The organism is Actinomycetota bacterium, assembly GCA_004297305.1.
Taxonomy (GTDB): domain Bacteria; phylum Actinomycetota; class Actinomycetes; order S36-B12; family FW305-bin1; genus FW305-bin1.
In genome coordinates, this window is the sequence record SCTR01000011.1 from 97027 (window position 1) to 111680 (window position 14654).

The window sequence follows — 14654 nt, forward strand, 5'->3', positions numbered from 1 at the left end:
GGGGCCCGTGGCATGATCGCGCCATGGAGTACACCCAACTCGGCCGCACCGGACTCACTGTCAGCAGACTCGTCCTCGGCACCATGAATTTCGGCCCCGCTACGACAGAACCCGACTCGTTCCGGATCATGGACGAGGCTCATGAGCTGGGCCTCAACGTGTTCGACACCGCCAACGTGTACGGCGGCGAGCTCGGCCGCGGCGCGACGGAGACCATCGTCGGAAACTGGCTCGCCCAGGGCAACGGCCGGCGCGAGCGAACCGTGCTGGCGACCAAGGTCTTCAACAAGATGGGTGACTGGCCCAACGAGTCGAGGCTGTCGGCGACGCATATCCGCCGCGCCTGCGACGAGTCGCTGCGGCGGCTGCAGACCGACCACATCGACCTGTATCAGATGCACCACGTGGACCGGCAGACTCCATGGGAAGAGATCTGGACCGCGATGGACATCCTGCGGACGCAGGGCAAGGTGACGTACGTCGGCACCTCGAACTTCGCGGGCTGGCACATCGCGCAGGGCCAGGAGACCGCGACCCGCCTGGACACCCTGGGCCTGTCCAGCGAGCAGTGCATCTACAACCTGATCAACCGCTCGGCCGAGCGCGAGGTCCTCCCGGCGTGCGAGGCGTACGGGATCGGCGTCATCCCGTGGTCGCCGCTGGACAGCGGCCTGCTCGGCGGAATCCTGCGCAAGCAGGCCGAAGGGCGCCGCCGCTACGAAGGACGGGCCGAGCGTGATCTCGAGCCGCACCGGGCGCAACTGGTCCAGTGGGAGGCGCTGTGCGACGAGCTCGGACACGAACCGAGCCACGTCGCTATCGCCTGGTTGCTGACCCGGCCGGCGGTGACCGCACCCATCGTCGGGCCGCGGACTTCCGAGCAACTGGCCGGCATGGCCGCCGCGCTCGACGTCACCCTCGACGCGGCGACCCTGCAGCGCATCGACGAGATCTTCCCGGGTCCCGGACCGTCGCCGGAGGACTTCGCCTGGTGAGCGCGACAGGTCGGCGCGCGCGGTGAAGTTCGCCCTGATGCTCGGCGGGCCGCCGCCGGACCAGTACGCCGGGATCGCCGCACTGGCCGAGGACGCCGGGTTCGAATCCGTCTTCGTCGCCGACCACGTCGTGTTCCCGCCGCAACTGCCGGCGACGTATCCGCACACCGCCGACGGTGTGCCGCCCGTCCTGCCGACCGTGCCGCTGTTCGACCCGCTGGTGGTCCTGGGTGCGGTCGCCACCGCCACCACCTCGATCCGGCTGGGCACCGGTGTCTACCTGCTGCCGCTGCGGCATCCGCTGCACGTCGCCCGCATGCTGGTCACCGTCGACGCACTGTCCGGCGGCCGAGTGACGCTCGGCGTCGGCGTCGGCTGGCTGGAAGACGAGTTCGCGGCGCTGGGGGCGTCCTTCGGCAGTCGTGGCCGACGCACCGACGAGATGATCGCGGTGCTGCGCCGGCTGTTCGCCGAGGACGTCGTGGCCCACTCCGGTGACTCGTTCTCGTGGCCACCCATGCGGTTCGAGCCCAAACCGGCTCGGCCCGAGGGGATTCCGATCGAGATCGGCGGGATGTCCGCGGCAGCGATGCGGCGTGCGGGAACCGTGGGCGACGGCTGGCTGGAAAGCGGCAGCAAGGACCTGACCGACCTGGCCGGCCGGATCGACATCGTGCTGGGGCATCGCGCGGCGGCCGGGCGCGGTGGCCCGTTCGAGATCACCAGCCGGATGCCGGCGTCGTTCGACCCGGCCGCAGTCCAGGCCCACGCCGAGATCGGCGTCACGCGGATCGCCAGTCGCCCGCCGGTGGCGCACGGCAGCCGGCCGGGCGCGGACGACTACCAGCGGTTCATCGAGCGGTACGCGCGTACCGTGATCGAACCCTACGGCGCCGGCCACCCGAGCTGATCCGGTGCGGCTGGGTACCGTGGCACTCCGCCGGAGGGGGGATCGTGGGTGACCTGATGCCACCGAGTCTGCTGTTCGGCGATCCGACCGCAGCCTCGGCCCCGGCAGACCCAGCCGTGCAACGCCGGGACCTCAACGTCGACCAGATCGTCGCCGACCTCACCACCGGCGACGACGAGGACCTGGTCTCCCTGTACGCCGCCGGACCGGCCGACCGTGCCACCGTCGAACACCGTCACGCCGTGCTGACCGACCTGGCCCAGCCTGCCAACCAGGCCGTGCTGCGCACCTTCGTCGCCCGCATGTCGCGGCTGCGCGACCAGCTGCGGCTGCTGCATTCGCCGTACACCCGGCACCAGACCCCCGCCTGGTGTCTGGAAGCAGCTGAGACCTACTGCGGCAGCGTCCTGGAACTCGTCGCGGGGCTGCGCGCGGCACCGGTCGGCTCGGCCGGCCTGATCGGCTACCGCGACTACCTCGTCGACTACACCGAGTCGGCCGAGTTTGGCCGGTTGTCGGCCGCGGCGGCAGAGCTGCGGCAGCTGTTGTCGGGCGTCGAGTACTGCGTCCAGCTCGACGGCAACAGAGTCACGGTCTCCGGCTACGACGGGCAACCGGACTACACCGCCGAACTGGCGGCCACGTTCGCGCGATTCGACCCGGGCGACCGCCCGCCGTTGGTCACCACCGAGACCGCCCGGGTCGCGATCAACGGTGTGGAGACCGAGATCCTCGACCGGGTCGCCGACCTGCACCCGGCGGCGTTCGGTCAGCTCGAGCAGTTCTACGCCGGGCAGTCCGAGCAGTTCCCGGCAGCCGCCGTGGTCGAGTTGGACCGGCAGGTCCGCTTCTTCCTGCGCTACCTGGACTACCTCGCCCCGATGCGCGATGCCGGCCTGCCGTTCTGCCTGCCCGCCTTGGTGGACTCCGCGGCCACGCTCGCCGTCACCTCGTCGTTCGATCTCGCCCTCGCCCGCCGGCAGGTGCTGGCCGGAAACACGGTGGTGTGCAACGACGTCCAGCTGGCCGGTGCCGAACGCGTCATCGTCGTCACCGGACCCAATCAGGGCGGCAAGACGACCTTCGCTCGCGCGGTCGGTCAGGTGTTCCTCCTCGCCGGCCTCGGCCTGCCGGTACCGGGGCGCTCAGCCACGCTTCGGCTGCCGGACCGGATCTTCACCCATTTCGAGCAGGCAGAGGACCTCCGCCGTGCCGGCGGGCGGCTCGAGGACGAGTTGGTCCGATTGGCCGACACGCTGCGTGACGCGACGTCCGACAGTGTCCTGGTGCTGAACGAACCGTTCAGCTCCACCACGACCGAGGACGCCGCGCTGCTCGCCCAGCGGGTACTCGATCGTGTCGTGGGGTCCGGCGCACTGTGCATCTGCGTGAGTTTCATTCCCGACCTGGGAGCCGGTTCGCCCACCACGGTGACCATGGTCAGCGAACTCGTCCCGGACCGACCCGCCGACCGTACCTACCGGATCGTGCGTGCCACCCCGGACCCTCGGGCGTACGCGACAGCGCTCGCCGCCCGACACGGTCTCACCTACTCGCAGCTCACCGAACGGCTGGCCCGATGAGAGTGGCGTTGCTTCACCCGCCGGCGGCACCGGCCTCCGGCGAGCCGCGACCACCGGATCGGTCACTGCTGCCGGAGCTGGCGCTGCCGGCGCACGAGTCCGATCTTCGACGCGACCTTGAACTCGACGTCATTCTCGACGCGATGGCACAGCGCGACCCTGTCCTGCGCGAGATCGCCCACCACGGCCTGCTGACCGGCCTGCGCACGGTCGACGCGATCCGCTACCGCCAGCACGTGCTGGCCGACTGTCTGCGCAACCCCACGGTGCTGCGTGAGTTCTACGCCGTCACCGCGGAGTCGATCCGGGCCGAGCGACGCGCGGTCGTCGGCCGCACCAACCGCAGCCCGGAAGGCGTCGTACGGACCGCGGCCGGCGTGCTCGACCAGTTCGTCGCCACGCTGCGGAGGCTCCGCGCGCTCGCCGCTGATCACGGCGCCGCCTTCCGCTCCGACGGCCTGCGCGACCTGATGACCGAGTTGACCACCGGGCTCGACGAGTCCTACCTCGACACGGTCACCGACCACCTGCAGCGGCTGCGGTTCCGCGACGGAGTACTGGCCAGTGCCCGGCTCGGCGAAGGCAACCGGGGGACCGGATACGTGGTGCACGATCCGTTGTCGCGGCGGCGGCCGTGGCTGCCCCGGCTGGGCGCGGCGCGGCGGGCTGCGGCGTTCGAGGTGGCCAACTACGACGAGGTCGGCCTGCGAGAGCTGGCCAAACTGCGCGGCGACGCACTGCGGGACGTCGCCGCGACGCTCGCCACTGCGACCGAGCACATCCTGGGCTTCCTGCAGTCGTTGCGCGCCGAGTTGGGCTTCTACGTCGGATGCGTGAATCTGTCCGACGCCCTGCGCCGGGTGGGTACACCGACCTGTCTGCCGGACCCGGTGCAGCCCAACGGATCGGTGGTCTGCACCGCGCGCGGACTGCGCGACATCGCCGTCGCCCTGCAACCGGACACCCTTGCCGTCGGCAACGACCTGGACGCCGACGGCAGACAGCTGGTGGTCGTGACCGGGGCGAACTCCGGGGGCAAGTCGACGTTCCTGCGCAGTTACGGTGCGGCAGTCCTGATGATGCACGCCGGCATGTTCGTCGCGGCAGACTCGTTCACGTGCGACGTGTTCGACGGTGTCGTCACCCACTTCCCCCGGGAGGAGGACACCTCGATGCAGCACGGCAAGCTCGACGAGGAACTCCGCCGGATGAGCGACGTCGTCGCCACGCTCGGCCGCCACGACGTGGTGTTGTGCAACGAGTCGTTCGCGACGACCGACGAACGCGAAGGCGCCCAGCTCGGCAGCGACATCGTCCGGGCGTTGTGCGACGCCGGTCACCAGGTGGTCCTGGTGACCCATCTGTACAGCCTGGCCCGCGACCTGCTGGCCGACGGGCCCCCGGCGCTGTCGCTACGGGCCGAACGCGACGCCGCCGGAGTCCGGACGTATCGCCTGGTGCCCGGGCAGCCGCAGCCGACCAGCCACGGCGACGACATCTACGCCCGCGTGTTCAGTTCCTGACCGCGCGACGCGGGCGTGCCAGCCGTCGTCTCGGACGACGCGGGCGTGCCGGCCACCGTCGCGGACGTCGCCGGGCCGGGCTGCGATTCCCCGGCCCGCCGCCGGGCCGCCGGCCGCAGGGACAACAGCACCACGGCGGCGGTCAGGCTGGCACCGGCGGCGATCCGCAAGGCCACGGCGTAACCGCCCAAGCCCGGAATCGCCGTACCCGCGGGAGTCGCCATCGTGACGGCGGCGGCGACCGTCGCGGTGCCCAGCGCCTGCCCGGCGGTCCGGCAGATGAAGTTCATTCCCGCCGCCACCCCCCGCTCTGAGAGCGCCACGGTGCGCACGACGTACGCCGGTGACGCCGACACCAGCAGTCCGAATCCCAGCGACACCACCGAGGCGCCGATGGCCAACGCGAGCGCCACGTTGTTCCAGACCGACAACAGCACGAAGCCGCCGGTGGCGATCAACGCGCCGAGCACCAAGGTGGCCAGCAGTCCGATACGCCGGGCCAGCAACGTCATCGACGTCGACGTCGCTGCCTGCACGACGATGCAGGGCAACAGCAACGTCGACGCGGCGAAGGTGCTCAGCCCGAGGCCGTAGCCGGCGACGGCTGGGTCGGTCTGCCCGATGACGACGACCACCAGCAGGACCGTGTACTGGCCGAGGCCGAGAGCCAGCATCGGGACACTGCCGACACAGATGCTGCGACTGAAGAAGACCTTGGTGTCCACCAGCGGATTCCGCGCGAACCAGCCGTGAATCGCCCACGCGCCGAGGCTGCCGAGCCCGATTCCGGCGACCAGCAGCGTCGTACCGGAACTCCACCCCCAGCTGCCGCCCTCCGACAGCGCCACCAGGCAGCCGGTCAGGCCCACCACGAGCAGGCCACTGCCCACCAGGTCGATCCGGCCCGTCCCGGCGGGCGGGGCGCTGGCCACGATCCGCCGCGTCACCAGCAGGGCCAGCGCCGCCACCGCGGCGAGGATGCCGAACATGACCTGCGTGCTGTCGGTCAGCGCGCCCACCGCGCCGCCGAAGAAGAATCCGAGCCCGGCGCCGATCGACGTACTGGCACTGAGCAATCCCAGGCTGAAATTCAGCCGCGCGCCCGGCACCGTGTCGGCGATCACCGCGAACCCGAGCGGGACGGCGGCACAGCCGGGACCCTGCAGCAGCCGAGCCACCAGCAGTAGCGCGAAACTGTCGGTGACCGCGGCGAGCAGGCAGCCGGAGAACAGCAGCGACAGCACCACCAACAGCATCCGGCGCTTGCCGTACAGGTCGCCGAGGCGGCCCAGCAGCGGTGTGGCGACGGTCCCGGCGACCAGGGCCACGATGACGATCAGGCTGGCCGACGCCTGCGAGACTCCGTAGTGCGCACTGAGCTTGGGCACCAAGGGGATGACCGAGGTCGTCAGGACGGCGTAGGTGAGTGGCCCGAGCGTGAGACCACCGACGAACAGCAGCAGCCGAGGCGTCGTCCACGGCGTGTCTGCCCGGGTCACCGCCGCGCCTCCGTCCGGCTGACATCACGTTCGATCGTCAAACCTGTTCGATCGTCAAACCTGTTCGATCGTCAAACCTGGTCGACCGTCGGCCCATTCGATCGCTGCGCCGCTCAATCGTCTATTCGTCGGATCGTCGGCCCGTTCGAACGTCGGCCGGCTCGATGGTCAACCGGATCGACAAGCACACGACGTTGCGATGCTAAACCCTGCCGAACAGCATTGCCGCAGCAGCCTCGTCGTGGCAGCCTCGTCTGGCAGTGCGGCCGGTCCGGTGACAGTGGGCGCCGACTCCGTCAGATCCGGTCGGCGAGGCGCTCCAGCAGGGGCAGAGCCTTGGCCAACTGCTCCTGCTCGGCGGGGGTGAACTCGGCCGCCAGTGCAACGGCGACACCGCGGGCGTTGCGCGAGCGCCGGCCGACCAGCAGCCGCCGGCCGGCCGCCGTCACGGTGAGCAGGAACCGCCGCGCGTCCGCGGCGTCGGGCGCGCGGGCGATGAGGGCCCGCGACTCCAGGATGCCGACGATGACGCTGATGGCCTGCGGGCTGATGCGTTCCTGGTCGGACAGCGTCGAGGCCGGCAGCGGCCCTTCCCGGTCCAGGCGGGCCAGCACGGACATTTCCGACAGCGTCACGTCGCCGGTGTGCTCGCCCAACCGGAAACGCCGCACAATCCGCCCGACCACGATTCGCAGGTCGTTGCCGAGCTGATTGAGGTCAACTGCCTGCTCGCCGTCGTCGATCACGGCGTGAGCGTAGCGGCGCGATGGGCGCTGCACAGCAGGCGGCAGGTATCTTCGCCGGCGACGACGAGGAGGTCGCCTTGACGAAGGTCTGGTTCATCACCGGGGCGTCCCGGGGCCTGGGAGCGACCTGGGCGCGGGCAGCGCTGGAGCGCGGCGACCAGGTGGCCGCCACGGCGCGCGACGCCAAGTCGCTGCAGTCCCTGGTCGACGACTACGGCGACGCCGTTCTGCCGCAGACCCTGGATGTCACGTCGCGAACCGCGGCCTTCGATGCGGTGCAGACGGCTCACGCCCGGTTCGGCCGGCTCGACGTGGTGGTGAACAACGCCGGCTACGTGCACTACGGCTTCGTGGAGGAAGTCACCGAGTCCGAGGCACGCGCCCAGTTGGACACCAACTTCTTCGGTGCGCTGTGGGTGACGCAGGCAGCATTGCCGCTGTTGCGGGCGCAGGGCCACGGCCATCTGGTGCAGATCTCCAGCATGGGCGGACTCACCGGGTACGCCGAGATCGGCATGTACTGCGCCTCGAAATGGGCACTGGAAGGTCTGACCGAGGCGTTGTCACGCGAGATCGCGGACCTGGGGATCAAGGTGTCGCTGGTCGAGCCGGCCGGCTACAACACGGGCATGGACGGCGCCCAGGCCGGACGCTCGGTGCAGGACCCCGTCCACGAGCCGGCCCGCCGGAAGCGGGCACTCGAGCGGACCGCAGCGATCCCGGACCGGCCCGAGCCGACCGCCACCGTCGCGGCCATGTTCGCGCTGGTCGACTCGGACGATCCGCCGCTGCGCCTGGTGCTGTCCAGCGGCGGGTACGACGAGGTCCAGTCGGTGTACGCCGAACGGCTCCGCACCTGGCAGAGCTGGGAAGCGGTGTCCCGCGGCGCCGATCATGGCTGACCGGCGCCGCGGCGCACCGTCGTCCTGATTCCCCCTTGGCGGATTCCTGGTGGAATCCGGCGTGCGCGGAACTCCTACTTGCGGAACATGGTGGCGGCCAACGCCTCGTCGGGCTGCTCGCCCATCTTGAGGTGGCGCACCTGCTCCCAGTTGCCGCGTACCTGAGCCAGGATCTCGTCGTCGGGAAGGTCGAGGTCGATCGGAATCGACACGATGCCCCACGACTCGTACCCGGTGAGCCAGAAGACCTCGGTCGGGTTGCCTTCCGGGTCGCGGAAGTAGCAGCCGATCGCGCTGGCGTGCGAGACGACCCGGTCCAGCTTGTAGCCGGCCTTCCTCACCCGCTCGTAGAAGTCCTTGAGGTCGGCAAGCGTTTCGACCCGCATGGAGATCTGCTGGATCAGGTGCGGATCCTCGGCCGAGGGGCGGCCCTTGACCAGGGCGATCTCATGATCGACGGCGGCCGGGTCGGCGCTCAGGAACGACCCTGACGCGCTCTTCTTCGTCACAGTCATGCCGATGAAGTCCCGGTAGAACTCCGTCATGGCATCCAGGTCCTGGACAAAGATTCCGATGTGGCCCAGCCCGGTGACCTTTGCTGACAATGTGTCCTCCTGACAAGCGTCGTGGTCGACCTGCTGGACGCGAGGTCTTCCGGACGAGCGGCGATGCCGCTTTCAAGCACAGCGTAAGCCGTGCGCGGCGGTCGGTGCCCTAGTACCTCAGTTGGGCGGGCCCAGCCCGAGCATCGCGGCGATGTTGCCCTCGATCGCCGTACTGACGATCTCGACGCGGGACTGCTCGCCCGGACGCCGGTACTGGCCGTTGATCGCCACCGGCTGCCCACCGTCGACACCCTCGGTGTACGAACCAGCAACGTGCTCGAAGCCGGCAGCGGTCAGCTGACCGGCCGCCGCGGTCATGTCGTCGACCCAGTACGCGACATGGTGCGGACCCGGGTCGCCCCAGTTGGTCCCGGGGATCGCCTCCATCAACTCGATGAAGGGATGCACGCAGCTGAAGGCGGCGCGACGCCGTCGGTAGTGCATGCCGTCGGCAGGGGTCCACAGCAGTTGGTCGACGGTCTGCGGCGCGCTGAAACGGACGCTGAGCGTCGTCCCGAGCACGTCCACGGCGGCCTCGACGTCGTCGACGACCACCCCGAAGTGGAACAGCTCGCCGAGGTCGGGGACCGGCGGACCCAGCTGGAGTGCCGGGTCGACCAGGCTCATGCGCTCGCGGCGGCGGCGGCCTCCCGGGACCGCACGACGCTCCGCCGACGCGAGATGACCACCGAGGCCATCGTCACGGCCGCGCCGACGCCGGCCAGCCGCAGCCCCAGCCCGGGACGCCAGCGCAGCGCGTTGTCGACCGACGCTGAGCCGGGGCCGGTGAGTGCCAGCGAGGCCGCCACCAAGGCGAGCATCGCCGGATACTCGATGCCGCCCTTGATGACGAAGAAGCCCTTCGGCAACTGGGTGCTCGCCGCCACGATCATGGTGCCGGTCACCATCGTCGACCCGATGGGGGTGCCGGCCCCGGCCGCCAGCAGCAGGCCGCCGCCGAACTCCCCGATGCCGGCCGCCAGCGCCGAGCGTTCGGCCGGCTCGAAGCCGAGCCGGCCCATCATGCCGGTGGTGCCTTCACGGCCCCCGCCACCGAACCAGCCGAACAACTTCTGCGCGCCATGGGCGGCAACGGTCAACCCGGTCCCGACTCGCAGGACCGCCAGGCCCGCGTCTGCTGTCCCCATCCGATGGTCGCTCCGCTCCGACGTCGATGTATGACGGTGTCCGACCGGGTGGTCAGCCGCCGAACGGCTCGCCGACGATCGCCTGCGAACGGAAGCCGTCCGCGCCGACCGGGACGTCGCCGGCAACGGTGATCCGCTGCATCTTGCGGGCCATGTCGGCGTCGCCGATGTCGACCGGACCCAGGTGTGCCGTCGACCGGTTGTCCCAGAACGCGACACTGTCGGCCTGCCAACGGAACCGCACCGAGAACTCCACGCGCGACAGGTGCTCGCACAGCAGGCCCAGCAGCCGCTTGCTCTCCAGTGCGCTCATGCCGCAGATGTACGAGGTGTACTGCGGGTTCACGAACAGCAGCTTCTCGCCCGTCTCCGGGTGCACCCGCACCACCGGGTGGACCGCGACGGGGGTCTGCACGCCGGCCTTCGCGTTGGCGAACTCGGAGTAGTCGACGCCCTTGTGGACCGCCTGCAGCCCATCGATCATGTCCTTGAGCGGCTGCGACAGCGTCCGGTAGGCCTCAACGAGGTTGAACCACAGGGTGTCTCCGCCGGCCGGCGGGATCACGATGCCGTGCAGGATCGAACCCAGCGGCGGGTTGACGACGTAGGTGTTGTCCGTGTGGACCTGCAACTCGATGGCCGGCGGGGCCGCCAACCGGTGGCTGCCGTCGAGGTACTCCTTGACCTCCTGGACGTCCAGCGCGTAGAGCTCCGGATGTCCGGCGACGCCTTCCCGAGCCGGGTGGGCCGGAGTGACCTTGCCGAACTGCGCGCCGAAGCTGATCTGCTGCTCGGGCGTGATGTGCTGGTCGCGGAAGAAGATCACTCGCCACTTGAGCAGCAGGCTGCGGATCTCCGCGACCACGTCGGCATGCAGCGGCTCACGCAGGTCGACGCCGAACACCTCGGCACCGATCAAGCTGGTCATGGGCCGGACCTCAAGCTCCGTCCGCACCGTCGTCTGGCTCATCGTGTCCTCCTCGTCCCCGTCGGCTCGTTCTGTCGGCTCGTCCTCATCTGCGCCGCGCCGGGGGTTCCGCCACAGCGGGCCGCGGCAGCTCCACGGTAGTTCAGGCCGATGAAGTAGTACGTACCATACCGCGAGCAGACCTGTGCTACCGCCCCGGGTGCTCCACCCGGCGTAGCGCCTGCACCACTGGGTGATCGCGACGCGAGCGCTGAACCGTCACAACCGGTCGGCCAACCGTTCCAGCAGCGGCAAGGCCGCCAAGAGTTGCTGCTGCTCCTCGGGGCTGAGCTCCGCGCCGAGCGCGCGGGCGACGTGCTGGGCGTTACGGGAGCGTCGGCCCGCCAGGAGTCGGCGGCCGGCCGGGGTCGCCCACAGCGTCGATCGCCGGCCGTCCTCGGCGTCCATGCCGCGCGCGATCAGGCCGCGGTCCTCCAGCTTGCCGACGATGGCGCTGATCGCCTGCGGGCTGATCCGCTCCTGCTCGGCCAGCGCCGTCGGCGGCAGCGCACCGTGCCGTTCGAGGCGGGCCAGCACGGACAGGTCCGACGCCGTCACCTCGCCGCCGAGGTCGCCGAGCCGGAACCGGCGCACGATCCGGCCGACCACGATGCGCAGGTCGTTGCCGAGTTGGTTGAGATCGATCGAGTCCGTGCCAGTGCCGGCGGCCGGGGTCGCTGCGGTATCCATGCCGAGAGGATAGGTGTACCGCGCCTTCCGAACCCATGGCCTGACAGGAACTCTGCGCTAGGCGCCGGGTTCTTCGATCCAGTCGTACCGGACCTGCGTCCGCAGCAGGACGTCCGCCACCGACCGGCGGCGCGGACTCACGACGCACCACAGGAGGCCCAGCGGAAACAGCACGCAAACCGCGGCTCGCAGAAACGCTGTGGCCCAACCCAGTCGGCGGCCGCGGCCGCTGACGACCCGCAGACCCAGCAGATGGTCGCCGTACGTCCGGCCCGTCGTCACCCACGACGCCGTGAAGTAGCCGACGGTCAGCACCAGGCAACAGGCGATGGCCACCGGATACCTCACCGAAGGCCACGAGAACGACACCGGCTGCGAGAGAAACTGCACAGCGGCCCAGCCCAACCAGGCGGCCGCCGCGATCGCCACGACGATCCCCGCATCGACGACGTTGGCGAGCAGCCGGCTGGCGAAACCGGCGGGCAGCTTCTGAAAGGCACGAGCATTCTTCGGGATCTGGCGCTGTTGACGTCGGACCACCCGGACGTCGGGCGGTTCGGTCACTGCAGTGGCTCCTGGGCTGCCGCAACAGATTCTGTCGGGTGGCTCGGCTCTGTCGGGGTGCTACCGGCGGTCCGGCCGCGCCGGCCACGGAAGAGGATGCGGTCCACGGCGCGCCCGAGTGCCTCGTCGGCCTGGATCCCCTGCAGCCGGACACCCTGGACGGCCTCCGAGGCGATCGAGCCGGTGGACACCCGAATGATCTCGGCGAGGTCGATCTCCTCGACCAGGTAGTCGGCCAGCCCGACCAGATCGACCCGCTGCCGGACCACCTCGGTGAGGTCGAGGGTGTTCAGGGCATCGGTGACGATCGGACCCAGCTCGACGTGGTCGACCACGACGCGCGTCAGGTCCACCCGGGCGAGGACGGCGTCGACGAGTGCCGCGGTATCGAGCTGGGCGATCACCGCCGCAGCGAGCTGGTCGAGGTCGGTCCGCTGCACCGCGGTGGCCAGCAATCGGTCCAGGTCCAGTCGTTCCAGAACGCCGACGGCGACAGCGGTCACGTCCACCCGGTCGACAACGGCGGCGACCACTCGTTCCGGGCCGACCAGGCTCACTGCCGTCGTCGCCACGGCGGGAGCGGCCGATGCAGTCCAGGTTGCCAGCGCCTGGACCGACCCGTCCCGTTCGCGCTCCCAGCGGCTGGCCAGACGTTGCAGCGCGGCGGCGGCAGTGAAGCGCTCGGGCACGCCGGGCGGTGCCAGCGCGAAGCCGACGACCGGTCGCATGACCTGGCTGCCGCGTCGAAGCGCTCGCGCCGCGAGCCCGGTCGCGCTCCAGCCCACGGCGAGGGCGAGCTCCGCCCCGGCCGCGATCGGTCGCGCCGACCGGCCGTCGGTGGCGTGACCGACGGAGGACTCCGACAGCGAGCGAGCGACGAGGTCGGCGGCCACTGCCGCCGCGCCGAAGGCGACCCGGACAACCTGCGCGAGCTGGTCGGCATCGGGCACCGCGACGGCCGGGACCGTCGACGGCAGCATCGCCCCCGTTCGGGATACGGGCTCGGTTGTCATGATGCTCCTCTGCAGGCCGACCTCATCGTCGCGCGCCACACGCGTCCGGTCGAGCGCGGCGTGCCCGCTGGCTGCCTGGTCGTGCCGAGCTGCCGGCGTCCGGCCGGCGCCGTCACAGGTCCTGGAACCGGCCGAGTCGCAGGCTCGGGTCGCGTCGGCGACGCTCCGGCCAGACCGGCGATAGTGCCAGGCCGGCGATAGTGGTTGAGCGACAATGTCACGATCTTGACTCGGCTACTGTGCGTACTCTATAATGCGGCACCAACGGGGCGTCTGCCGCGACCTGAGGTCGCTCACCGATTCTTCTGGCGCTCCGTCTGCCATGTCCGTTCCGTTTGCTATGCCCCCGTCACGTCGTTGAGGAGACAGAACTCGTGGATAGGTCAACACCTCGGATGAGGCCGGCACGGCTGGCGATGATCGGCGCGGCGGCAGCCGTGCTGGTGCCAGCGATCGCCGCTTGTGGGAGCGACGCCGGCCCGTCCGCCTCCGGATCGGCGGCGCCGCTGACCTTGAAGGTCGCCGTCTCCATCCCGGACCCCTCGCAATCGCAGGTCTTCATCGCGCAGCAGGCGGGCTACTTCAGGGAGTTCGGCCTCGACGTCCAGATCTCGCTTCCCGGGCCGAACACCGTGACGTCGGTGTCCTCCGGCCAGGTGGACGTGGCCTTCGGCGGCGCGGGAGCGCCGGCGTCGGTGCAGAACCAGGGGAAGGCGACCTCGATCGTCTACTGGGGTCTGGGCAACAAGGCGGCCGGCTTCGTCATCGGCAAGACCGGCATCACCAAGATCGAAGACTGCAAGACGATCATTACTGTGCCCCAGGCGACGTCGCCGTACGGCTGGGCGGTCGCCTACCAGAAGGCGCTCGACCTGAAATACCAGATCGTGCCGCAGGGCGATGCCTCGGCCATTTCCAACAGCGTGGCCGCCGGCACCAACGACTGCGGTATCACGACATTCGGCACGATCTACCCCGCGGTCGCCGCGGGCAAGGCGACGGTCATCGTCGATCCCCGCAACGTCTCGTCGCTGCCGGCCAAGCTGCAGCCGCTGAACTTCGCCGACACGGCGGTCTGGGGCCTGCGTGACAACCTCAAGAACAAGCAGGCCGAGCTCGTCGCCTTCATCAAGGGCATGGACAAGGGCCTGAAGAAGATGAAGAGCGACACCCCCGACCAGCTGGCGACCCTCCTGCTGCAAGACAGCGTGTGGAAGGGCTACACGAAGGATCAGCTGGCGATGCTGATCAAGGAGCAGATGTTCGGCTTCGCACCCGAGGACGGCTTCATCTCCGAGGCCGCCTGGGCGCAGGACGTCGTCTTCTTGAACCAGTCGGCGTACCCCTACGTCCAGGCGAACGACCCGAACTGGTCGTACGCCGCGCGGGTCGACATGGGCCCGTACAAGCAGGCGCTCGGCAAGTAGCACCTACTCCGCATCGCGGCACACCTGCCGCCGATGCCGGCACCGGACGACGGCGACCAGCGGCGACCACGCCGCGGGTCGC

Annotated in this window: 15 protein-coding genes; 6 read left to right on the forward strand and 9 right to left on the reverse strand. The window is 70.0% G+C overall.

What is annotated here, in order from left to right; genetic code table 11:
* Window positions 1-23 precede the first annotated feature (23 nt).
* The 4 genes from EPO13_11895 to EPO13_11910 are packed head-to-tail and all read left to right on the forward strand — an operon-like array spanning window position 24 to window position 5011.
* Window positions 24-995, forward strand: coding sequence for an aldo/keto reductase (locus EPO13_11895; protein TAK68246.1), 972 nt, complete (start codon window positions 24-26; stop codon window positions 993-995).
* 22 nt (window positions 996-1017) lie between these two features.
* Entirely contained in the window at window positions 1018-1905 is an 888-nt protein-coding gene (locus tag EPO13_11900) for a TIGR03619 family F420-dependent LLM class oxidoreductase (GenBank protein ID TAK68247.1), read from the forward strand.
* 44 nt (window positions 1906-1949) lie between these two features.
* Window positions 1950-3488: a DNA mismatch repair protein MutS gene (locus EPO13_11905; protein TAK68248.1), complete on the forward strand. Its 1539-nt coding sequence runs from the start codon at window positions 1950-1952 to the stop codon at window positions 3486-3488.
* Window positions 3485-5011, forward strand: a complete 1527-nt coding sequence (locus tag EPO13_11910; GenBank protein ID TAK68249.1) for a DNA mismatch repair protein MutS — start codon at window positions 3485-3487, stop codon at window positions 5009-5011. The genes EPO13_11905 and EPO13_11910 overlap by 4 nt, the downstream gene beginning before the upstream one ends.
* On the opposite strand, the gene EPO13_11915 is transcribed toward EPO13_11910, so the two are convergent.
* Both EPO13_11915 and EPO13_11920 read right to left on the reverse strand, forming a co-directional pair.
* A complete protein-coding gene (locus EPO13_11915) occupies window positions 4987-6510 on the reverse strand; it encodes an MFS transporter (protein ID TAK68250.1) in 1524 nt (507 codons plus the stop codon). The genes EPO13_11910 and EPO13_11915 overlap by 25 nt on opposite strands.
* Before the next feature lie 296 nt (window positions 6511-6806).
* Window positions 6807-7256 carry a MarR family transcriptional regulator gene (locus tag EPO13_11920; protein TAK68251.1) on the reverse strand — a complete coding sequence of 150 codons (450 nt, stop codon included), beginning with the start codon at window positions 7254-7256 and terminating at the stop codon, window positions 6807-6809.
* Between the two features lie 20 nt (window positions 7257-7276).
* Here EPO13_11920 and EPO13_11925 point away from each other — a divergent pair, with 20 nt between their 5' ends.
* Window positions 7277-8158: an SDR family NAD(P)-dependent oxidoreductase gene (locus EPO13_11925; protein TAK68252.1), complete on the forward strand. Its 882-nt coding sequence runs from the start codon at window positions 7277-7279 to the stop codon at window positions 8156-8158.
* 74 nt (window positions 8159-8232) lie between these two features.
* Here the strand turns inward: EPO13_11925 and EPO13_11930 are convergent, their stop codons facing one another.
* The 7 genes from EPO13_11930 to EPO13_11960 form a co-directional block, all read right to left on the reverse strand.
* A complete protein-coding gene (locus EPO13_11930) occupies window positions 8233-8763 on the reverse strand; it encodes a hypothetical protein (protein ID TAK68253.1) in 531 nt (176 codons plus the stop codon).
* 117 nt (window positions 8764-8880) lie between these two features.
* Window positions 8881-9390, reverse strand: a complete 510-nt coding sequence (locus EPO13_11935) for a hypothetical protein (GenBank protein TAK68254.1) — start codon at window positions 9388-9390, stop codon at window positions 8881-8883.
* Entirely contained in the window at window positions 9387-9911 is a 525-nt protein-coding gene (locus tag EPO13_11940; GenBank protein TAK68255.1) for a DoxX family protein, read from the reverse strand. The genes EPO13_11935 and EPO13_11940 overlap by 4 nt, the downstream gene beginning before the upstream one ends.
* A 52-nt stretch (window positions 9912-9963) precedes the next feature.
* Window positions 9964-10881, reverse strand: a complete 918-nt coding sequence (locus EPO13_11945) for a TauD/TfdA family dioxygenase (protein ID TAK68256.1) — start codon at window positions 10879-10881, stop codon at window positions 9964-9966.
* A 216-nt stretch (window positions 10882-11097) separates the two neighbouring features.
* Complete coding sequence (locus EPO13_11950; GenBank protein TAK68257.1) at window positions 11098-11568, reverse strand: MarR family transcriptional regulator; 471 nt, start codon at window positions 11566-11568, stop codon at window positions 11098-11100.
* A gap of 57 nt (window positions 11569-11625) precedes the next feature.
* Window positions 11626-12162 carry an RDD family protein gene (locus EPO13_11955; protein ID TAK68258.1) on the reverse strand — a complete coding sequence of 179 codons (537 nt, stop codon included), beginning with the start codon at window positions 12160-12162 and terminating at the stop codon, window positions 11626-11628.
* Entirely contained in the window at window positions 12129-13145 is a 1017-nt protein-coding gene (locus tag EPO13_11960; GenBank protein ID TAK68259.1) for a hypothetical protein, read from the reverse strand. Before EPO13_11960 ends, EPO13_11955 begins: the two co-directional genes overlap by 34 nt.
* Before the next feature lie 395 nt (window positions 13146-13540).
* Between EPO13_11960 and EPO13_11965 the strand changes: the two genes are divergently transcribed.
* On the forward strand, window positions 13541-14572 hold the full coding sequence (locus tag EPO13_11965) for an ABC transporter substrate-binding protein (GenBank protein ID TAK68260.1): 1032 nt from the start codon (window positions 13541-13543) through the stop codon (window positions 14570-14572).
* Window positions 14573-14654: the final 82 nt, after the last annotated feature.

Excerpts from the sequence above, each read along its gene's own strand:
- EPO13_11895 (TAK68246.1), top strand. The coding sequence starts at position 24 with ATGGAGTACACCCAACTCGGCCGCACCGGACTCACTGTCAGCAGACTC.
- EPO13_11960 (TAK68259.1), bottom strand. The coding sequence starts at position 13,145 with ATGACAACCGAGCCCGTATCCCGAACGGGGGCGATGCTGCCGTCGACG.
- EPO13_11935 (TAK68254.1), bottom strand. The coding sequence starts at position 9,390 with ATGAGCCTGGTCGACCCGGCACTCCAGCTGGGTCCGCCGGTCCCCGAC.
- EPO13_11965 (TAK68260.1), top strand. The coding sequence starts at position 13,541 with ATGAGGCCGGCACGGCTGGCGATGATCGGCGCGGCGGCAGCCGTGCTG.
- EPO13_11940 (TAK68255.1), bottom strand. The coding sequence starts at position 9,911 with ATGGGGACAGCAGACGCGGGCCTGGCGGTCCTGCGAGTCGGGACCGGG.
- EPO13_11910 (TAK68249.1), top strand. The coding sequence starts at position 3,485 with ATGAGAGTGGCGTTGCTTCACCCGCCGGCGGCACCGGCCTCCGGCGAG.
- EPO13_11950 (TAK68257.1), bottom strand. The coding sequence starts at position 11,568 with ATGGATACCGCAGCGACCCCGGCCGCCGGCACTGGCACGGACTCGATC.
- EPO13_11925 (TAK68252.1), top strand. The coding sequence starts at position 7,277 with ATGGGCGCTGCACAGCAGGCGGCAGGTATCTTCGCCGGCGACGACGAG.
- EPO13_11945 (TAK68256.1), bottom strand. The coding sequence starts at position 10,881 with ATGAGCCAGACGACGGTGCGGACGGAGCTTGAGGTCCGGCCCATGACC.